Here is a 20616-nt window from a genome sequence, read left to right as displayed (position 1 = left end):
ATAGGTGGAAACAAAACCTGCAACTTTTTCAAAGCTTACCAAGTAAAAAAAGGAGCGATTCTCCGTTATTGGAGGACCGCTCCTTTGCGTTTCTGGTCGTTCGCTGCTTGCTTCAGCAGGTTGTGGGCGAGCGAAAGCCAACCGACCTCCAGCGTCACTTTTTCCAAGCCGCGAAGCAGAAAGCGCCGGAAGCCCCGGTTATTCTTTAATTGTCCAAATACACTTTCCGGCTCCGTCATTCGACGTACGGCCAATAGATAGCCTTCCTCGCTTCGGAGGATTTCTTTCGCCTGTTTCTGGTATCTAAGCCGCTCCAAACTGACTGCGATTTCCCGGTTTCCGCTTCCCTTCGTGCAGTTTTCTTTTAGCGGACAACCTCCGCAGCTTTGACTTTGGTAGTGACGCTTCTTAATTTCGTATCCACTCTCTGTGGTTTCCTTGCTTTCTCGTTGGAAATACAGCGGGTGTCCAGCTAAACACGTCCAACGATCCTCGGATCCGTCGTAGGTCCAGTTCTCGATTTTTCCGACGTCGGCTTTCCAGGCTTTGCTCTTTTCTTTGTGGTAGGTGCTGTATTTCACGACGGCCTGTATCTCGCTCTTTTCCAGATAGGCGTAGTTTTCTTCACTTCCATAGCCGGCATCTGCAATGACCGTCTTTGGAAGTTTCCCGAGGAACTGCTTTGTTTTTTCCAGATGTGGTTCTAAACAGCGGGTGTCACCCGGTCTTTGATGGAGACTGTAGGCCACAATAAACTGGTTTTCGGTCCCGATCTGTAGATTATAACCTGGCTTCAGTTGGCCATTTCGCATGTGATCTTCTTTCATCCGCATAAACGTTGCCTCTGGATCGGTCTTGCTGAAACTGTTACGGTCCCCAAGCAGCTTTTGATATTGTTCGTACTTCTGCAGTCGAGGGAGCAAATCCTTACGCAACTTCCGAACCGTCTTTTTTAGGGGCGTGTCTTTCGGTTTTTCGGCAAGCTGAGCTTCAAGCTTTTGCATGGCTTGTTCGAGTTTCTCACTGTCCATTTCTGAACCCGTGCGGAGTTCAGCCAGATCTTTGCCCTGGTTCTTTTGTTCTTCCTGCTCTTCCGCTACGTCAATGTCAGCGAATAGGGCCTGTACCTTATCTTGCAGTTTCGCTTTGTGTTTGCTGACCGCTTTGCTCCAGACAAAGGTGTAGCGATTGGCATTCGCCTCAATCTTAGTGCCGTCCACAAAATAATGCTCCAGAGACACGTATTTTTCGTTAGCCAGAAACTGAAGCACGGCGGTAAATACCGTTTCGAGGACATTTCTCATCCGCTGGGAACGGAAGCGATTCAGCGTGCGGAAGTCGGGTCGCTGCCGTCCGGCCAGCCACATGAAGGGAATGTTCTCCCGGACCGCTTTGGCGATTTGGCGAGACGAATAGATTCGCTGAGTGTATGCGTAGATGATGACTTTGGTAAGCATTTTAGGATGGTAGCTGTCACGGCCGCCGCCGGGATAGGCCGCGTCAAAAATGGCGTTGTCCAGCCGGTTGACGGCGGCATTCACGACGCGAACGAGGTGATTTTTCGGGATATCTTCTTCCAGATCCATTGGCAAGCAAAGTTGGTCCATGGTATATTGAATGTACAAAGAAACCTCTCCTTTGAAATGGTTGTGTGGTAACTCCATTTTAACAAAAGAGAGGTTTCTTTGTGTGATTTTAGAAAGATTTGAAGAACCTTTTCCCGCTTAAACAGCGGAGAGGACGGAACGATTGTGGAAAAGCGGCAGCGGTCGCCTTGGTCTCCGGATTTTCACCGTTAAGGGGAATGAAAAAAATCTGGAGAGCACAGCGATTGGAACAACGGTCCGTTCGCGCAGCGTTCACCCAAGTGCTCACGTTGATCCTACTACAAAATAAAGAGCTGTCCCAAGCAGCCACTTCATGGCTTTTGGGACAGCCTCTTTCGGGTCTGGTTGTCCTATTCTCTCCTCTTGCCGAATAAGCTATCTATATAGAATAAAGGAGGAGGACATCATTAACATTTTCATAGGTTATATGGTGCTGGGATTATCCCTGTCAGCACCTATAGGCCCTATTAATGCTGCACAATTGGACAAGGGGCTGCGGGGAGGCTTCATGCCCGCCTGGGTGGTGGGTCTTGGAGCCATCAGTGCCGATATTATCTACATGCTGCTGGTCTATCTGGGGATGATTCATCTGCTGGATGCTCCGTTCATCAAGGCCTTCCTGTGGCTGTTCGGCTTCTTCGTGCTGGTCTATACCGGGATCGAGAGCATCATGCACTCGGGAGAGATTACGGCGGCAGAAACAAGAGGCAGCGGGGTCTCCCTGTCCAAATCCTTCGTATCGGGATTCCTCATGTCGCTGTTTAATCCCCTCTCCATTCTGTTCTGGCTCGGAATCTACGGCTCTATCTTGGCCAAAGCGGTGAACGAATACCCGATGCAGCAGCTCCTGATCTACAGCGGGGCTATTGTCCTCGGCATCCTGCTCTGGGATGTGACCATGGCGGCAGCCTCCAGCCTATTCCGCTCCTTCCTGACTTCGCGGGTGCTGAAGGCTATCTCCGTCCTGTCCGGCCTGTCACTGGTCGGCTTCGGCTGCTATTTCGGGATTCAGGCTGCCCGGCTGCTGTTCTTCCATTAGATCTTGTTCTTCCTCAGCCGGATGCCCTTAATCCGGAAGCCGGGTCCGCCCGGCAAGGAGTGGAAGCTTCCCGCTTGCACTTCCCGGCGCTGCTCCTGTTCCGCTGCCTCCTGCCCGTGCTTACTGCGGTGATGCTGGAGCATCCAGTCACTTAACCCAATCAGAGCTACGATCAGCAGGCTGATATAGAAGCCCGGGCGGCTGAGCTTATGGAACAGGGTGCCTGTAACGGCAGCCAGAATCAGCACCAGCCCGCTCCAGCGCTTCACACTGCTAAGCACGCCCCGCTTCAGCAGCTTGCCCGAGGAGAGCAGGATGAACGCCCAGTTATACAGAATCATCAGCCCGGCGGCGGTGGTGACATATTCATATACTTTTCCCGGCAGCAGCAGAGCCATAATGACCGTACCCGTCAGACCACCTGCAATCAGGCACAGCGCCAGCAGCGGGTACTTATCCTTCCACTTCCTGGAGAACACCTTGGGCGCATCTCCCTCCTGGGCCAGCGTAATCATCATCGAGGTAATCGCGTACAATGACGCCGTCATGGTGGAGAACCCGGCGATAATCAGCACCCCGTTGAACAGATGCGGCACGAAGGCCAGATGGTCGCTGCGCAGAGCCAGTACGAACGGACTTTCCTTCGGGTTAAAAGCGCTAAGCGGCACCATAATCACCGCCAGTCCAATCGACAAAATATAAACGGTTCCCAGCCCCAGCAGCATCACCTTCCCCGCCTTCGGCGCTTCCTCCGGCTTCTGGAGCCGGTAAGACATAATTCCCAGCACCTCAATCCCGCCGTAGGCATAGAAGGCGAAGATGAAGGCGGACCATACCCCAATGCCCCCGGACGGGAACACCTCCTTATAGCTGAGCGGAACCTTCGGGGTGAACTTGCCGCCGCCGATCCAGCCTGCCAGCAGCATAGCCGCTATCACCAGGAACATAAGAATAGCCGCCACCTTGATGACGGCCAGCACATTCTCCACCCGGTCGAAGCCCTTGTTGCCGAAGAATACAATTCCCAGAGCGACTACCGCATACCCCGCTGCAAAAATCCACATCGGTACGCCCGGGAACCAGAACCGTGAGAAGATGGACAACGCAGTCAGCTGGCTGCCCATAATCAGCAGCTCCGAGAACCAGTATACCCAGCCGCTGCCGAAGCCCGCCCAATCCCCGAAGGCCTGCTTCGCATAGGAGCGGAACGAGCCTTGCTCCGGCTGCGCCGCCGTCATCCGCGCCAGCGCATCGAACACCGCATAGGTTCCCGCTGCCGCCAGCAGGTACACCAGCAGCACCGCCGGCCCGCCCATCGAGATCGCCAGCCCCGAGCCGAGGAAATACCCGGTCCCGATCGTCCCCGCAATGCCGAGCAGACTGAGCTGCCACCACTTCAGTTTCTTGTCTTTGCCCGTTGATCCAGAAGTCTGCTTCATGAACTCCGTCCTTATCTTGTCAGAATTAGAGAGGTTTCTCACACTCTATAATTCCCTGCGGGCGGGGATTCATGAATTTAGTTTTCGGGCCAGAGTATTCTCTTCATGGGCGTAACGCTGAAATTTGCCGCAGCTTCATCAGGCCATCTTCGTAATAATCTTCATTCGCGTAAGAATCTGTGTAATAATCTTCAAAATTGGATACATCGCTTGGCAGATTGTATTTCACAATGATTTCGTATACCCGGAGAAGCACTTTATACAAGTGCCGTTTCTTTGCCATATGAATAGCCTCACTGCTGAGAAGCGAGCCTTCGTAATGTTGTATTGCTTCCAGATAATTCTTAATCCCCACTTCTCCTACGTTGTATCCCATTGGAGCTATTCCTGCACCCCTGTGCAGATTGCGGTTGATGATACAGAATTTAGGGTTCCTGATGAGAATTTCATAGAACCAATAGAAGTGATTGAGATTCGTGTAACCAAATTTCAGTTTATCACCAATTTGCTCCCAAACGGAACGTTTCATAGTATTCATAGTCATAGACACCGCATTATTACCTGTAAGAGCCAAAAAGTTATCACCACCCTCCAGACAATACACCTGTCCATCAGATTTGAACTGGTTCGTGTGAATCAGTGCACAATCCAAATGATTCATAATAATCCCTAAGAAATCAGGCAGCGCCCCATCAATCCAGTAATCATCGTCTCCCTGCAGCTTGATAAAGCTACCTTTAGCCAGGGTACTGACAAGAGCAATATTACGGTCAGCGCCAATATTCTCCGCGTTTCGGCTGTATCGTGCGCTAGAGAAAAGTCTCGTGTATGCCGCACTTACCAGTTGTGTTTGATCAGAAGAGGCATTGTCAGAGATCACTACTTCTACTAAATCCCCATCACAGATCTGAGTATAAATCGAATGGAGATTATTGTTCAGATGACGTGCACGGTTAAATGTCGGCATCACAATAGACAGCAATGGATGTCCATGGCGGCTGGCAAGGGCTGATTCTCTTTCCTCCTCGCTGCTCACTTTAACCCAATCAAGCAGTTCAGGAACGAATACTTCCGTAACTATGGCCGGATTGCCCGATACCCGGCAAAAGCTGGGAACATTGTCCACAACCACACTATGAGGCTCTACAATGCAGAATATTCCGATCATAATGGGTCCAGTAATTACAGAATGTGCTCCAATTATGCTTCCATCCCTTATCATTAGCTCTCCAGCAGGTCTGGGATCTTTCTCTGGTTTGGCCCAGGTTGGATAACCCGGATGTTTTGAATGTGCTGCGTGGTCTGATAGGCTGACATAGGGCCCGATCTTCACGTTCCGGCCTATGTGGACTTTATGGCCGCATTGGACATGCGAACCAGCCTCTATCTGGCTGCCATACCCGATCGTTAACTGGGGAAGATTAACCGAATCCTGCTCAACAATGTTCCAGTAATACCCTCCCTGTACTGTTACGTCAGGACCTATTGACACGCAGGAAGGACGTGATATATAACCTGTCTCTTTCAGAAGTGATGGTGTAGCGTCCATGAGAAGAGCCCCCTTTTCGATAAAAACACTTTACATATAGGTATTCGTTTTACATATAGGTATTCGTTAACAGCCAAATGTGGAACCGGCAGATCTATTGGAAAATCCGGATGAAGCGAATCTTATGGACCTATTCCTGCAACATCCGCATATAAATAAGCTTATCAAGTAAACGCAGGCAGGCATGGGTATAGTTGTGTTCTTAAAAGGAGGCAGCATGAATGAGAATGAGAGTAGCGGATTATATAACGCACTCTTTATATGATGAAGGCGGGGAGACCGTATTTCTGGTCACCGGAGGAATGATTATGCACCTGACCGATGCGCTCTACCAGCATGGCAGGCAGGAGTATGTCTGCTGCCATCACGAGCAGGCAGCAGCTATGGCGGCCGAGGCCTACGGAAGGATGACCGGCAAGCTTGGCGTCGCTTACGTTACAGCAGGGCCCGGAGCTTTGAATACCATTACAGGTGTAACCGGCGCGTACGTCGATTCTTCCCCAATGGTTGTTGTCGGCGGGAATTCCAAGACTGCGCTTGCCCAGGTAAAAGGACCGCGGCAATTCGCCCTTCAGGGCTTCGATTCTCTGGATATTTTTCGCCAGATTACCAAATATGCCGTCAGGCTGGAGAATCTCTCTCAGGTCCGCTATGAAGTGGAGAAATGTATCTATCTGGCCAAGAACGGCCGCGTAGGTCCAGTCTATCTGGAGGTGCCGGTGGACCTGCAGGGCGCAACCTTTGACCCGGATGACTATGCAGGCTTCACAGAACCACTCCTCATAGTACCAGAGATTACGGATGCTGTGCTTGAGCAGGTACTGGATGCGCTGAAGCGCAGCAAACGGCCATGTCTGCTGGCAGGGGCAGGCGTCCGGCAGGGAGATGCGGTAGAAGCCATGCATGAATTCGCGGAAGCAGCCGGAATTCCCGTGCTGACCTCCCGGCTGGGAATGGATCTGATGGACCATGAGCACCCCTTGTTTGTCGGCCGCCCCGGTACTTATGGTGACCGCCCGGCGAACTTCACCGTGCAGAACTGCGATCTTCTGCTGACCGTTGGCTGCCGGCTTGGCATCGGGCTGGTTGGATATGATTTTGCCGATTTCGCCAAGAATGCGTTCAAGATCCATGTGGATATTGATGCCAAGGAATTGAATAAGCCCTCAGTGGTCCCAGACCTTCCTGTGCAGGGGGAGGCCCGTGATTTCTTCAGCCGGCTTACGGCATTATGGAGCGGAGATCCCTCTTATGCCGGGTGGGTCCGTCAGACACAGTTCTGGAAGCGGCGTTATCCTGTGAACCTGCCTGAATACGACGATGACAGCAGAGGTATCAATTCTTACCGCTTCATGACCCGGTTCTCGGAGCTTGCACCGGAGGATGGCCTGTTCGTCGTGGATACCGGCTCCTGCTTCCATGTCCATGCCCAGGCCTTCAAGGTGAAGGCCGGGCAACGGCATATCATCACAGGCGGATTATCCACTATGGGCTATACCCCTGGAGCGATAGGTGCATCGGTAGCCGCCGGCCGCAGAGAGGTCTATTGTATTACAGGTGACGGATCTTTTCAGATGAACCTGCAGGAGTTGCAGACCATCCGCCATCATCAGCTCCCCGTGAAGTTCATTCTGCTCAATAATGGCGGATATCTGCTGATCCGGCACACCCAGTCTAACTTTATGGGCGGGCGCTATCTGGGAGAAGGACCAGATTCCGGGGTAAGCTTCGTTCCATTCGAGCGGATGGCTGAGACATTTGACTTCGGCTATATGAGGATTGAACAGCTTAATGGGCTGGATGAGCAGCTCGCGGAGCTGTTCCGGCTCCCGGGACCGATGATTTGCGAGATCATGACACCAACCGATCAATTGCTTATTCCCCGGGTATCCTCCCGCCAATTGGAGGATGGAACGATGGTATCTACAGCCTATGATGATATGTTTCCTTTTCTCCCGCGGGAGGAATACCAATCTAATTGCTTGGAGTGACTGCTATGCACACGAATCCGCTGAACGTTGCCATTCTGGGAAGCGGCAATATCGGCACCGATCTGCTCATCAAGGTTCTCCGCTCCGAGTACCTGACCTGCACCCTCTTCACAGGAAGAAACCCGGAATCCAGAGGACTTCAGCTTGCCAGGAAGCTTGGTATTCAGGTGTCCGACAGAAGCATCGATGCCATTCTCGACAATCCCGGATGCTGTGATATTGTGATCGATGCCACTTCGGCCGCTGCCCATACCCGTCATTATCCCTTGCTGAAGGCACTGGGCAAGTTCGTGATTGATATGACTCCCTCACAACTGGGCACAACGTGCATCCCGGCTGTGAACCTGCGGGAGAGCCTTAATAGTGACAATGTAAATATGATTACCTGCGGCGGGCAGGCGTCTGTACCCCTGGCCTATGCCATCGCACGGTCCCAGCAGGAAGTATCGTATATAGAGGTGGTATCCAGCATTGCCTCGCTGAGCGCAGGACCTGCTACAAGAATCAATCTGGATGAGTACATCGAAGCTACAGAGGATGCGCTCCGCAGCTATACCGGCTGCGGGAAGGCCAAGGCCATTCTTAATCTGAATCCGGCGATTCCCAGCATTGATATGCAGACAACGCTCTTCGCTGTTGTCCCTGAGCCCGATATGGAGAGTCTTACTAGGGCAGTAGAGGAGATGGTTACCCGAATCCAGCACTATGTGCCCGGCTATCAGCTTATTGTTCCACCTGTAATTGAGAACGGCAGAATCGCCATGATGGTCAAGGTTGAAGGGCTCGGTGACTTTCTCCCCGCCTATGCCGGAAATCTGGATATTATCAATTGCGCAGCGATCGCCCTGGCCGAAGAATATGCCAGACGCTCGCTGATTGTACACAAAGGAGAATGAACATGCACCCACTGATCATTAGCGATCCTACGCTCCGGGACGGCTCACATGCCGTGAAGCATCAGTTAACCCGTGAGCATCTGGACCTCTATTCCCGGTTGGCGGAGAAGGCGGGTCTGGCCGTGCTGGAGGTCGGTCACGGCAACGGGCTCGGTGCCTCCTCCCTCCAGCTTGGCGAGAGCCTGCTGTCCGATGCAGAGATGCTGTCCATCTGCAGAAGCAATCTCCATCATACGCTCTTGTCTATTCATGTCATCCCCGGGTTTGCTACAATTAACCGTGATCTGCGGGCAGCATTGGAGCTGGGGGTCGATATCGTGCGCGTCGCCTCTCATTGTACAGAGGCTGATCTGACGAAACGTCATATCGAATATGTGCGTAATCAGGGACGAACAGCCTACGGCGTGCTTATGATGTCCCATATGGCATCCGCTGAAGTTCTGGGCATTGAAGCCTTGAAGATGCACAGCTACGGGGCACAGGCCGTTATTCTGATGGATTCCGCAGGAGCTTACTTGCCCAATGATGTAACCGGGAAAATTCAATACTTGCGCAGCATCCTGGATATCCCTGTCGGCTTCCATGCCCATAATAATCTCGGCCTCGCCATCGGTAATTCACTGGCTGCCGCCGGGGCAGGGGCAACCATCCTCGACGGCACCGCCCGCGGATTCGGTGCCGGAGCAGGCAATGCCCAGCTGGAAGTGCTGGTTGCAGCGCTGCACCACTCTGGCTGGAATACCGGAATTGAACTCTATGCCTTGCTGGAAATGGCCGAACAAGCGGAGACAGCCTTCGCCAAGCCCCCTAAGCTCGGCAGCATGAGTATTATAAGCGGTATGGCTGGAGTATTCTCCGGCTTCGTGAAGCCGGTGGAACGAATCTCCAAGGAATACCATGTCGATCCTAAGGCGGTCATAGTGGAGCTTGGCCGCCGCAAGGTTGTGGCCGGGCAGGAGGACTTGATTCTTGAGGCCGCTCTGACCCTGTCACAGCAGGTTTGACCTTGTTATATATTTCAACAACATAAATACAGCAGGCAGCTTGAATCTCCCGGCCGCCTGCTTTTTTATTACTCTGGGCTATTTCGCCTCATCTCTAGAACCTGCTTCAATTTCTTTCGCTTGCTAAGCAGTACCTGGTCACCCGGCAGATAAGCTAATGCCTGCTCATTATACTGGTAAGCCTGCTGCCATTCTCCTGCAGCGGCCAGGCAACGACTGACCAGGGCATGAGGCATCCAGGTATAATAGGCCTGGGAGACCGGACGCTCTCCTGGTCCGGCGGCCTGCCGGGCGATTGCCTGAAGATACCAATAGATGGCAGCTTCCCATTCCTGGCGCTCCTCGAAGAACCCGGCGACACTGCAACAGGCATCCGCCTGGGGCAGCCCGAAGCCGAACGAACGGAAGAGGCTGTTCAGCCTAAGCTCCGCCATGCCCAGCTCCCGGTAACATTCAGACAGCCGCAGACAAGCTGTAATCCGTTCATCCTTGCTGTTGCTTGGGTCTTGTAACAGTTTTTCATAGGAGGCTGCAGCAGCTCGATAGTCCCGGGCATCGAAGCATTCATTCGCATAGTGGAAGAGCAGTGTCCCTGTAGCTTCGCCTTCCTCAGCGATCCAGCGCTTCATAATCTGCAGGTTACGTTCCGTATGGACGGCGGACGGACGATGGTCAATGCAGATATCCGTATTCATGGCGGCGCTTGTGCCAACTTCAAGCTTCTCATGCACCCTGCCCTGCCAGTGGAAACATCCGTTTCTGACAATTCGGGGGCGACGCTCTGAAGGCACCGGTACGAGAGCTGAAGCAGCCTGGGAGGGCCGGGAAAATAGCCGGGTCCCCATCCAGATCACCTCCACACCATTTTGTTCATGCGCCAATTGCTGCTTCAGCCGGGCCAGCTTCTCCGCTTCCCGGGCCGCCAGCAGCTCATCGGCATCCATCCAGAATACATAAGGCATTGTCGCCTGTGCAAAGGAATAGTTGCGGGCCGCTGCGAAATCCTCATCCCACGAATAAGTAAATACCTTCTCTGTATACCAGCCCGCAACAGTGAGGGTCCGATCAGCCGATCCTGTATCCACAATGATGATCTCATCCATCAGATCTCTGACCGAATCCAGACAGCGCCCCAGCACCGCTTCTTCGTCCTTTACAATCATACACAGACTGAACAGGCCCTGCTGCTCTGCTTCCATCTTCCCGCCTCCTGAGAAAAATCAGATATAAATAAAGAAAACCATCCCGTGAAGGATGGTTCTGAAGCTTGCTGAATCATTGACCAGGCTCCTCCAGGATCAGGTTAATCTGTGAACAGACCATACTACACCAGAATCTGTAGCACCCAGATCCACATCCAGCGCCAAACCATTAGACTGATAGATGAGGCTGATAACATCACCTGCTGTAAGCTCGACTTCACCTGCCAAGGTGACAGAACCGCTTCTAAGAAGTGTTCTAAGAGTTAAAGTTCCTCCAATAGCTACATCCAGTACCGGTAATAATCCGGTCACCAGATCTGTTGCCGGAGCTGGCGCAGTTCTCTGGACTACTAAAGACGGATTCACATCCGGGTCTAAAGCAGCGCCGATCGCTGCGGTAAAGGCAAAGTTGACAGTGGCTTCAATAGAATATCTGCCTGTTTCTGGAATGGTATACTCACCCAGTACCGCGTCAAATGCCGCATTGCCGTAATATGGTGCCGTTTCTTCCCAACCGACAAATGTTGCTGTGGTTCCAGTCACCAAGGTTGGCAAGAGTACAGAGAAGCCTTCAGTTGCCAATATGGGACCAGTTGTTCCAGTGGCTCCTGTCAATCCTGTAAGCCCTGTGACTCCTGTAAGCCCTGTAAGTCCTGTAAGTCCTGTAAGTCCTGTAAGTCCTGTAAGTCCTGTGTCTCCCCGATCTCCTCCGCCGGGACCTGTGGTTCCTTGAGCTCCTTGGAATCCTGTAGTCCCTGTAGGTCCAGATTCTCCTGTTGTTCCTGTAGGTCCAGGGGCTCCTGAGGTCCCTGTAGGTCCAGTAGCCCCTGAATCTCCCCCTCCCGGACCGGTGGGGCCGATGGGTCCTGCTGGCCCAGGCTCACCTGCCGGTCCCCTTTCTCCTGCTGGGCCTGTAGCTCCTGCTGGGCCCGTAGCTCCCGCCGGCCCTGTTGCTCCGCCGCCGCTGCCTTTGTCAGCACCCAACAATTCCTCCGCTACTAACCGGTGTGCTGTTACCAATTGCCCCGATGAATTCTTGCCCCATAGCGAGATCTGCACCGGCTCAACTTCCTCCGAGGAATTCGGTGATGTAATAAACGTGAATTCATACGCATTAACGTCGGCGTAGTAATTCTTCGTAATAACCTGATTCGCTGCAATATTGAGCAATTCGCTTACGTACATCACTCTCGTTCCGCCGGTCAATTGATAACCCTGAATGGTGAGTGAATACGCTGAGGCCTGGCTGCGGTTATCAATCTTCACGGTAACCTGCTGAGTCGGTCTCACTCCATTCACCGGGTTATTCTCAATAGGCCCTGTTGACAAGAAAGCCATTACATGGTCACATCCTTATAGAATTGGATTTCATTCCAGTATGCGCCGGGAACCATGCTAAGTCTGCATGTACAAGGATCCCCCGGTCAGCAGCATACTTAATGATTAATATAGTAGTATTCAAGCTTACAGGTTTGGTGTGGACTTAGCGGGTAGCCTCTTCACAATGGGCTCCATTACTCCCACCAAATCTCCTCTGCTCTGTGAATACCAATATATGCGCCAAGTCCGGAATGTGTCCGCGGTTAATGCTCAATATCTCTCATAGATGCCATTAACTCAACTGCCCGCAATCAGGGATTCTTCAGCCAGGCTGGTCAAGTATTGCCCATAAGCCAGCTTACGCAGCGGCCTTGCCAGCTCCAGAAGCTGCTCTCTGGTAATGTATCCTTTATTGAAAGCAATCTCTTCAATGCAAGCCACGTACAGCCCTTGCCGCTTCTGGACAGTCTCCACCAGATTGGCCGCTTCCAGCAGCGAGTCCGGCGTTCCGGTGTCGAGCCAGGCCATACCCCGGCCGAACAATTCCACGTTCAATTGTCCTCTGCTTAAATACTCCTGGTTGACATCCGTAATCTCAATCTCACCGCGCCGGGAAGGCTTAATATGCCTGGCAATCTCCACAACCTGCCGGTCATAGAAATACAAACCTGGCACTGCATAATGAGAGCGGGGATACAGGGGCTTCTCTTCCAGTGCCACAGCTCTGCCCGTATTGTCAAATTCAACGACACCATAGGCGGAAGGATCTTGTACCCGACAGCCGAAGATCGTGGCACCCTCCCGCCGCCTGGCAGCCCGCTCCAGAATGGAGCTGAAGCTCTGTCCATAGAAGATATTGTCACCCAGAATCATGCACACATGCTCTGTGCCGATGAATTCCTCACCGATCAGGAACGCCTCCGCAAGTCCGCGCGGCTGCTCCTGCACTGCATATTGAAAGGTTAGCCCCAGTTGTTCGCCATTGCCCAGAAGATCCTGGAACAGCCGGATGTCCCTTCCAGTCGAGATAATCAGGATATCCCTAATGCCTGCCAGCATTAAGACAGACAGCGGATAATAGATCATCGGCTTGTCATACACCGGCAGAATCTGCTTCGATATCGACTTCGTCAGCGGATGGAGCCTTGTTCCCGAGCCTCCCGCCAGAATAATTCCCTTCATAATATCCACGCTCCCAACTTATAGAGGCAGAACAACTTGTATCGAATACCATTCTGAATGGGTAATCTCGCCTCCAGAGAAGCTATCCGACCTACTCCCTTCTTAAACGGCTCTGCGACTCATATCTTCCACTGGATACGGAGTTACTGTCTGGGTAGAGTCCATTTGAATCGAAGCTCTGGACGGAGAAGTCCTTCATACTTATTGTCATAAACTTACTGCCAATAAAAGCGAATATATATTTGCTGTCCCCTGTAAAACCAATAACTTTAGGATCTGAACTACCTCCTAATGAAAAACGTCGTTCACTGTGATCAACCGTCGAGATCAGTAATATACTTCCGATCCAGTCCGTTGCAGCGGCTACCCATTGCTCATCCGGTGACAGAAAAATTTCTCCATAAATACTATCATTTCCAATCTCCCAGCTTTTCACCAGGTCTCGCTCACCGTTAATAAGACTGACTCGACGGGGGATATCTGAAACAAATAAATCGATATCCAGTACATAAGCATCTTTATTCTTCAGTATTCGGATACCGCCAGTGGGATTAGGAGCGTTCGGAGCGCTTCCAGTATTGCTAAAGTCTCCAATCTTTGCGTAAAGATAATAATCTGATCCTATTCCAGGAGTAACCCATAGTTCCTTGCTGTCGGGCGAAACTCCTAGAACATTCGTTCCAGTCAGCAATCCTGCATTAGCCATAACGTATGAGAAGATATTTAAAGTAAGCTTCTGCGTCTCAATCTCATAACCATGAACATTCCCAAACTCCGTAAAGAAGAACACATATCGGCTGTCAGGTGAGGCTGCTGCGTAACAAAGATTCCAATCCAACGTTAGGCTGTTAAATGTAAAGTTGTTTTTCAGATCATAGAATCGGACCCCCTTCCCCTCCCAGATAAGGAGATATCTATCATCAGGTGTGAGCAGCATAGCCGAGGCATTCATGGCAGGAATCAAATTAATTCTCAAATCGACTGTTTCTTCCTTCGTGTTGAAACGGTACAGCTTATCTCCTGCTCCGAAGCAGTAGTAAATATAGCGGCCGTCCGGTGAGGCTGCATAGGAGGAAAAGGAACTATTTCTAGGAAGATCAGTGTTATCCAGCGGGACGGATTTAATTGAGCCTTCTTCAGCGTCAAAAACTTGAACTGCACTCGAAGCCACAAAATAGACTTTGGATGCCCCAATAAAAGCACCTTCGTGCTCAATCTGTTCCGCGTAAAGATAGCAATTGTCCACCCTTGGATCGAAGCCATCCAGTACAGGCTGATCTAGCTTCACTTGTAAGGAATACACTCCCGTTCCTGACGCATTATAATGGGTCAGACTGAATGGACAGTCCACACTGGCCCGCTCTCCGAAGGGGAAGCTATCCGAGCTCTGTTGAATGGAATAGAAGGAGTAGCTTTGAATTATCAGATCATTGAAGAGAACATTGACCACAATAGGAACCCTTATGGCGGTTAAATACGGCAGGAAAGTTACCTGAATATGCCCTTGCAATAACACATTCGCTCCCTCGTTAATGGTAACTTGAGGTAAGGTGAGAACCGACTGAAAGTCATAGGTCAGACCAATGGGGTCTACTGAATACTGATACTGGACAGGTGGAACCGTTGCTCCTGTAATTCCTCGTGCTCCAGTGAATCCGGCAGGGCCGGTAGGACCTTTTTCACCCGTACCGGTCACTCCCCGTTCTCCCGGTAATCCTGTAGTTCCCCGCGGGCCAGTTAATCCTTTGCGGCCTCCGCCTGTTGCTCCTGTTGTAGCCGGGCCAGTGACACCGGTCGCCCCTGCACCCGTCGGCCCCGTCAGGCCGGTCGGACCGGCAGGGCCGGCAGCCCCCCCGGTTCCCCCGGTAGCATCCATTCCTGTTGCTCCGGGATCACCAGTTGGACCGGTCATCCCGTACCCTGTCGCCCCCGTTGGCCCATGGAGTCCCCCATCCCCATCAAAGCCTCTGTAGCCCGTTAACCCTGTAGGACCGGTCGGACCAGTCGGGCCGGTTATTCCTGTATCCGCTCTAATTGCGGTTATCGAGGCAATTCCGGCAACAGCCCTTCCTATTAGGGGATTCGCCTTAATGTTACTATAACTAATCACTCGGGCCTGGATGATGTAAGCATACGTTCCCGAATCTCCCGGATGATTGACTGTAACCTGCAGCGTTCTGGCTGCTTCCTCTGTACCGTTATGGGACAACGTGACCAGCTGAGTCTGAACGGGACTGCCGGAGAACGTCGTCTCCAGTTCGATCCGCAGTTGGGATGGGTCAGTTGTGAGGCTTTGGAAGATAAGAGGGATATGAAAAGTTATCTGTGTCTGAGGCTGAGATGCTGTAATTTGAAGTGTCTCTGCCAGATGGATTGCCGGTCCCGGCGTTCCCAGTGGAAGAGACGTAAGATTCGACATATCTTCGCCACTCCTTTCATCGGCACAGAACAACTCCCTAAACCTGCCGGTTAAAGGAGTTGTTTTAAGATGCTTTTGCAGGCACTAGCCCCTTTTTACTTGCTTTGCGCCTTATAGACACCGCTGGAAAGGGTATACGGCAGCGGCTGATTCGAAGGGTCAGTTGAAAGCTCTACGGATTGAACGTACAGATAAACCACATCTATTGAATAAATTTTTTGGGTCCCTATAACTACAACATATCGGCTGTCCCGGGTGAAATTAATGCCTCCTTGGAAGGTGTAGTCTGTCAACGGGATCCTGCGTGTTGTGAACTCACTGGTCGAGAAGAGGACCAGTTCCTGGGTTCCCTGGATGCAGATCCACCGCTCATCAGGCGAAAGAACTATTGCGAACTGATCATCCGTACCAGGGTAAGTCTCTAGTTTGGTGTTTTTACGAAACCGGGTTATTCCGGTCACATTGTTCTCTGATAATCCGCGCCCCATTACGTAAGAATCGCCATTCTTCAAATGAACCAAGCCTGAGGTTTGAGCAGAGTCCCCTGTGATCCCATAACCAAGAAAATTTATATTACTTAACTCGAGATAATTGTAATAATAGGAAGGTTCATTAGCAGTAAGCCACACCTGTTCATTATCAGGGGTCACTCCCAGAGGATTCGAAAAGGATACATTTTGTGATGAAGGATCCGGTACTTGCATAAGAGGCCCAATGTATACATCCGATTCAATATTATAAAAATAGACTGGCAGCGTGTAATTACCCGAAAAAGGGGTAGAGTATATATAAAAGAAGACATACTTGTTGTCAGGAGAAGCTGCGGAGAATAGAACATTGGTTTGATAATTAAGAGTTTTATAAAAATTTTCATTATTAATATCATATATTAGAGTTTTAGCGCTGGCCTCGTCTGAGATGAAGAGATATCTCTGGTTCGGAAGCAGCAGCAGATCAGAAGCTTTCATTCCGTTCTCCAAAGTGATTGACCTGTCTACTGTCTCCTCCTGTATGTTGAAGCGATACAACATATCGGATACAGCATAGTAGATATAATTCCCGTCAACCGATGCGGCGTAGATGGAATTGGATGGTCTAACGGTGTTATCGTACATCGAGACGGTGCTGATTGAATTCATCCCTGCATCGAAAATTTGAACCCCGCCGGCCGCAAGATAATAAGCTATAGATACACCCGCAAAAGCACCTTCCTGCTCAACCTGTTCCGCGTATAAATAACTGTTCTCCACTCTTAAATCTAAACCATCCTGCACAGGCTGATCTAACTTCACTTGCAAGGAGTATGATCCGGTCCCGCCTGCTCCATAATGCGTCAGACTGAACGGGCAGTCCTCACTGGCCCGCTCTCCGAAGGGGAAGCTATCCGAGCTCTGTTGAATGGAATAGAAGGAGTAGCTTTGAATTATCAGATCATTGAAGAGAACATTGACCACAATAGGAACCCTTATGGCGGTTAAATACGGCAGGAAAGTTACCTGAATATGCCCTTGCAATAACACATTCGCTCCCTCGTTAATGGTAACTTGAGGTAAGGTGAGAACCGACTGAAAGTCATAGGTCAGACCAATGGGGTCTACTGAATACTGATACTGGACAGGTGGAACCGTTGCTCCTGTAATTCCTCGTGCTCCAGTGAATCCGGCAGGGCCGGTAGGACCTTTTTCACCCGTACCGGTCACTCCCCGTTCTCCCGGTAATCCTGTAGTTCCCCGCGGGCCAGTTAATCCTTTGCGGCCTCCGCCTGTTGCTCCTGTTGTAGCCGGGCCAGTGACACCGGTCGCCCCTGCACCCGTCGGCCCCGTCAGGCCGGTCGGACCGGCAGGGCCGGCAGCCCCCCCGGTTCCCCCGGTAGCATCCATTCCTGTTGCTCCGGAATCACCAGTTGGACCGGTCATCCCGTACCCTGTCGCCCCCGTTGGCCCATGGAGTCCCCCATCCCCATCAAAGCCTCTGTAGCCCGTTAACCCTGTAGGACCGGTCGGACCAGTCGGGCCGGTTATTCCTGTATCCGCTCTAATTGCGGTTATCGAGGCAATTCCGGCAACAGCCCTTCCTATTAGGGGATCCGCCTTAATGTTACTATAACTAATCACTCGGGCCTGGATGATGTAAGCATACGTTCCCGAATCTCCCGGATGATTGACTGTAACCTGCAGCGTTCTGGCTGCTTCCTCTGTACCGTTATGGGACAACGTGACTAGCTGAGTCTGAACGGGACTGCCGGAGAGGCGGGTCTCCAGCTCAATCCTTAGCTCTGACGGGCCGGTCGTGAGGTTATAGAAGACAAGCGGGATATGGAAAGTTACCTGTGTCTGAGGCTGCGCTGCTGCGATTTCAAGTGTCTCTGCCAGATGAGTAGCTATCCCCGGCATTCCTAAAGGAAGAGACGTAAGATTAGACATAACTCCACCACTCCTTTAAAAGGTGCAAAATCATACATTATCTGGAATAACGGTTGCAGTTAAGGTACCAATGACTGTTACACTCCACTGATCATTTACATCGGCTGTAGTCACTAGATTAAGATACATCGTCGTTGGAGGTCCACTATACATAGCTATAAATGGTATATTTTGTATCATTTGGACTCCTTGTATTCCACTGTAATTCCCATACTGATAGTAGGTATTCCCGTCACTATCGTTGAGAAATAATCCAATCTTCAGACCCTGATTGGGAGACAGTTGAGTATGTGGGCCTGACCAGCGGAGCTCCACACTGCCGGCAATTTGGCAGCGTCCAATATCCGTGGAACTCACCGGAAGTGATACAACTCTAACAGGCATATTAAATTGAGGCAGAGATAAAAATACTGAGTTAATTTTATAGATCAGGGTTGGAATATAGGAACCGTCCGCTGCCGCTCCTGTTGGTCCCTTGGCTCCCGCAGGCCCCGTGGCTCCTGTCTCATTCCCTGATCCGGCCGGACCGGGGGCACCTGTCGCTCCAGTCCAGCCAGTAAATCCTGTATTTCCTGCTGCTCCCACTCCTGTCGCTCCAACAGCTCCGATTCCAGTTCTGCCGGTGGGGCCAATAATACTTCCTCCGGTGACTCCCGTAGCCCCTCTCGGTCCGGGAGATCCTCCATTATATGCAGTTGCTCCCGTTGCCCCGGTAGGACCTGTCCCTCCGGCCGCTCCGGGGAGTGAAGGACCAGGATCTCCCGGAAACCCCTCAGGTCCTTGGTAGCCCGTTGGACCAGTCATTCCTGTATTGCCTGTTGGACCCTTAGGACCAATTGGACCCGCTAAGATGACCGGACCCGGGCCGGTCTGCAGCAGCGGCGAGCCAACCCGGATATCTGAAGCGATATTCTGATCAGGCAGCCCTTTCAACCTAAGTTCATATCGATGCACTCCCGCAGGCAACTGATCGCTGAATCTTATGATTGCTTCAGCCTGGATCAAACCTGCAGCGGTGGTCTGCGACTCAACCGTTACAACACCCGCTGCAACAGGCGCATTACCTCTACGCAACTCATAGTCCAGATGCAGCCGATAGACCCCCGGACTTAGGATATCCAGCAGCACAGGAAGAGCCAACCGTAATTCTGCGTTCGCAATCTGCTGCTCCACATCCGTCCGTATGCCCGTAAGAACCAGCACGTTGCCGCTTCCCAGAAGAAGCGACGAATAGATCTCCGTCACGTACACTCAACTCCTTATACCTAAGATACATTTCTTTGCTGCATAATTAATTCATTGGTACAAGCTCAGTTTCCATCCAGAAACACTTTTGCGGATGCATTGAGCGACGTATAGCTGATTGTTGTGTTAATTGAGCTGTCAAATATCTGCGCTGTCAGTGTATATTCGGTAGGTCCAACCGGCGGATTATCATCGATATCGAAGTAAGCCAACCCGGCAGTCGAGGGAATGGAAATGTCTGCACCGCTGTAGCTGTACCGTAATAACCAGAAATGTGGAGGATTTATGGGCTGACCATTTCGCAGGACTTGATAGATTATAGTATTATAAAAAGAATTGTTAGGCGGATTGCCGAAGCTGATCTGTAGTGCTCCCTCAATAAGGACACAGCGGTCAGCCGCATCGATCTGCAACGGTGGAAGCTTACCAACAACAAGAGCCCCTCGATTTGGGCCTGGATCTTTTACCAGCAAATCATCACTTATGACCACCGGCAAGGATCGGCTGGACCCGGGAGCACCTGTATCTCCGGTCGGTCCGGTTGGGCCGGTAATGCTTGATCCCGGGCCGGTAAGGCCGGTCACTCCCTTGGCTCCACTCGCTCCAGTAGGTCCGGCTGGACCTGGACCTGTTGGACCGGTTGCCCCGATCCCTGTCGCACCGGTTGGGCCGGTAATACCTGGACCGGTCACGCCTGTATACCCTGTTGGCCCTGTGTCACTCCCTAGGTTAATTACAACACCTGTTGCTCCTGTTGCACCCCGCAGCCCTGTTGTTCCTGCAATATTAGTGCTCCCCGGGGACCCAACCGGTCCTTGCGTACCCGTCGTCCCTGTCACCCCCCGGTTGCCGGGATTCCCCGTCTGGCCGGTTGGCCCTGTAGGACCCACCTCTTCAGCCAGCACAGAGGAGGCTTGAATGGATATAGCCGGGACACCCAACAGTGGACTCGACACGATATTCTGATAGGACAACACCCTTAGCTCCAGTTCAAAATGCTGTTCCCCCTGGCCGAAACTGCCAGTGATGCTTGCATTCACATCGGCAGATAAGATACTACCCGCTGAATTAGCGGTGCCTATATAAGGATCGGACAGGGTATGAAGAACCTTACCGTCCTTCAGAACAGACAACTCGATAATTAAGTGATAACTGCCGGACGCAACCGGCTTGAACGACAGTGGTACGCTGAAATCAATTTGGGATAAGGGACGGCCAACTTCCAGCAATACAGGACTACTCAGCCTGACTGCTGCTCCCGGATTTCCCAGTTCAACCGGAATCAATGATGACATATCGT

Annotated in this window: 14 protein-coding genes; 4 read left to right on the top strand and 10 right to left on the bottom strand. The window is 51.7% G+C overall.

Going from position 1 to position 20616, the window contains the following annotated elements; all coding sequences use genetic code 11:
* Positions 1-65 precede the first annotated feature (65 nt).
* Positions 66-1625: an IS1182 family transposase gene (locus tag MKX63_RS14110; protein WP_341016062.1), complete on the bottom strand. Its 1560-nt coding sequence runs from the start codon at positions 1623-1625 to the stop codon at positions 66-68.
* 409 nt (positions 1626-2034) lie between these two features.
* On the opposite strand from MKX63_RS14110, the gene MKX63_RS14105 reads away from it, so the two are divergent.
* The gene (locus tag MKX63_RS14105; RefSeq protein WP_341017798.1) at positions 2035-2646 is read left to right on the top strand and encodes a LysE family transporter; all 612 of its coding nucleotides are present in this window, start codon (positions 2035-2037) and stop codon (positions 2644-2646) included.
* Here the strand turns inward: MKX63_RS14105 and MKX63_RS14100 are convergent.
* Complete coding sequence (locus tag MKX63_RS14100) at positions 2643-4085, bottom strand: amino acid permease (protein ID WP_341017796.1); 1443 nt, start codon at positions 4083-4085, stop codon at positions 2643-2645. The genes MKX63_RS14105 and MKX63_RS14100 overlap by 4 nt on opposite strands.
* A gap of 103 nt (positions 4086-4188) precedes the next feature.
* Positions 4189-5634 (bottom strand): glycosyltransferase, encoded by a 1446-nt coding sequence (locus MKX63_RS14095; RefSeq protein ID WP_341017794.1) that lies wholly within the window; start codon positions 5632-5634, stop codon positions 4189-4191.
* Positions 5635-5855: 221 nt separating this feature from the next.
* Between MKX63_RS14095 and MKX63_RS14090 the strand changes: the two genes are divergently transcribed.
* The 3 genes from MKX63_RS14090 to dmpG are packed head-to-tail and all read left to right on the top strand — an operon-like array spanning position 5856 to position 9525.
* Positions 5856-7625 (top strand): thiamine pyrophosphate-binding protein, encoded by a 1770-nt coding sequence (locus MKX63_RS14090; protein ID WP_341017792.1) that lies wholly within the window; start codon positions 5856-5858, stop codon positions 7623-7625.
* Entirely contained in the window at positions 7622-8521 is a 900-nt protein-coding gene (locus tag MKX63_RS14085; RefSeq protein WP_341018641.1) for an acetaldehyde dehydrogenase (acetylating), read from the top strand. Before MKX63_RS14090 ends, MKX63_RS14085 begins: the two co-directional genes overlap by 4 nt.
* 2 nt (positions 8522-8523) lie before the next feature.
* Positions 8524-9525 (top strand): 4-hydroxy-2-oxovalerate aldolase, encoded by a 1002-nt coding sequence (gene dmpG / locus MKX63_RS14080; protein ID WP_341017790.1) that lies wholly within the window; start codon positions 8524-8526, stop codon positions 9523-9525.
* Between the two features lie 68 nt (positions 9526-9593).
* Here dmpG and MKX63_RS14075 read toward each other — a convergent pair whose 3' ends face one another.
* From MKX63_RS14075 to MKX63_RS14045, 7 genes are all read right to left on the bottom strand, one after another.
* Complete coding sequence (locus MKX63_RS14075) at positions 9594-10724, bottom strand: glycosyltransferase family 2 protein (protein ID WP_341017788.1); 1131 nt, start codon at positions 10722-10724, stop codon at positions 9594-9596.
* A 99-nt stretch (positions 10725-10823) separates the two neighbouring features.
* Positions 10824-12065 carry a collagen-like triple helix repeat-containing protein gene (locus MKX63_RS14070; RefSeq protein WP_341017786.1) on the bottom strand — a complete coding sequence of 414 codons (1242 nt, stop codon included), beginning with the start codon at positions 12063-12065 and terminating at the stop codon, positions 10824-10826.
* 279 nt (positions 12066-12344) lie between these two features.
* On the bottom strand, positions 12345-13229 hold the full coding sequence (rfbA, locus tag MKX63_RS14065) for a glucose-1-phosphate thymidylyltransferase RfbA (protein ID WP_341017784.1): 885 nt from the start codon (positions 13227-13229) through the stop codon (positions 12345-12347).
* 91 nt (positions 13230-13320) lie between these two features.
* Positions 13321-15105 (bottom strand): collagen-like protein, encoded by a 1785-nt coding sequence (locus MKX63_RS14060; protein WP_341017783.1) that lies wholly within the window; start codon positions 15103-15105, stop codon positions 13321-13323.
* Between the two features lie 638 nt (positions 15106-15743).
* Positions 15744-17528, bottom strand: a complete 1785-nt coding sequence (locus MKX63_RS32560; RefSeq protein WP_445323501.1) for a hypothetical protein — start codon at positions 17526-17528, stop codon at positions 15744-15746.
* 573 nt (positions 17529-18101) lie between these two features.
* Positions 18102-19316 (bottom strand): hypothetical protein, encoded by a 1215-nt coding sequence (locus MKX63_RS14050; RefSeq protein WP_341017782.1) that lies wholly within the window; start codon positions 19314-19316, stop codon positions 18102-18104.
* 65 nt (positions 19317-19381) lie between these two features.
* Complete coding sequence (locus MKX63_RS14045) at positions 19382-20611, bottom strand: hypothetical protein (protein ID WP_341017781.1); 1230 nt, start codon at positions 20609-20611, stop codon at positions 19382-19384.
* Positions 20612-20616: the final 5 nt, after the last annotated feature.

Origin of the sequence: Paenibacillus sp. FSL R7-0179 (genome assembly GCF_038002265.1) — a bacterium.
Lineage (GTDB): Bacteria > Bacillota > Bacilli > Paenibacillales > Paenibacillaceae > Paenibacillus_AQ.
The sequence above is the reverse complement of the archived record's forward strand: the minus strand, read 5'-3'. Positions and strand labels throughout refer to the sequence as shown.

Excerpts from the sequence above, each read along its gene's own strand:
- MKX63_RS14105 (WP_341017798.1), top strand. The coding sequence starts at position 2,035 with ATGGTGCTGGGATTATCCCTGTCAGCACCTATAGGCCCTATTAATGCT.
- MKX63_RS14100 (WP_341017796.1), bottom strand. The coding sequence starts at position 4,085 with ATGAAGCAGACTTCTGGATCAACGGGCAAAGACAAGAAACTGAAGTGG.
- MKX63_RS14095 (WP_341017794.1), bottom strand. The coding sequence starts at position 5,634 with ATGGACGCTACACCATCACTTCTGAAAGAGACAGGTTATATATCACGT.
- MKX63_RS14090 (WP_341017792.1), top strand. The coding sequence starts at position 5,856 with ATGAGAATGAGAGTAGCGGATTATATAACGCACTCTTTATATGATGAA.
- dmpG (WP_341017790.1), top strand. The coding sequence starts at position 8,524 with ATGCACCCACTGATCATTAGCGATCCTACGCTCCGGGACGGCTCACAT.
- MKX63_RS14075 (WP_341017788.1), bottom strand. The coding sequence starts at position 10,724 with ATGGAAGCAGAGCAGCAGGGCCTGTTCAGTCTGTGTATGATTGTAAAG.
- MKX63_RS14070 (WP_341017786.1), bottom strand. The coding sequence starts at position 12,065 with ATGGCTTTCTTGTCAACAGGGCCTATTGAGAATAACCCGGTGAATGGA.
- rfbA (WP_341017784.1), bottom strand. The coding sequence starts at position 13,229 with ATGAAGGGAATTATTCTGGCGGGAGGCTCGGGAACAAGGCTCCATCCG.
- MKX63_RS14060 (WP_341017783.1), bottom strand. The coding sequence starts at position 15,105 with ATGGATGCTACCGGGGGAACCGGGGGGGCTGCCGGCCCTGCCGGTCCG.
- MKX63_RS32560 (WP_445323501.1), bottom strand. The coding sequence starts at position 17,528 with ATGGATGCTACCGGGGGAACCGGGGGGGCTGCCGGCCCTGCCGGTCCG.
- MKX63_RS14045 (WP_341017781.1), bottom strand. The coding sequence starts at position 20,611 with ATGTCATCATTGATTCCGGTTGAACTGGGAAATCCGGGAGCAGCAGTC.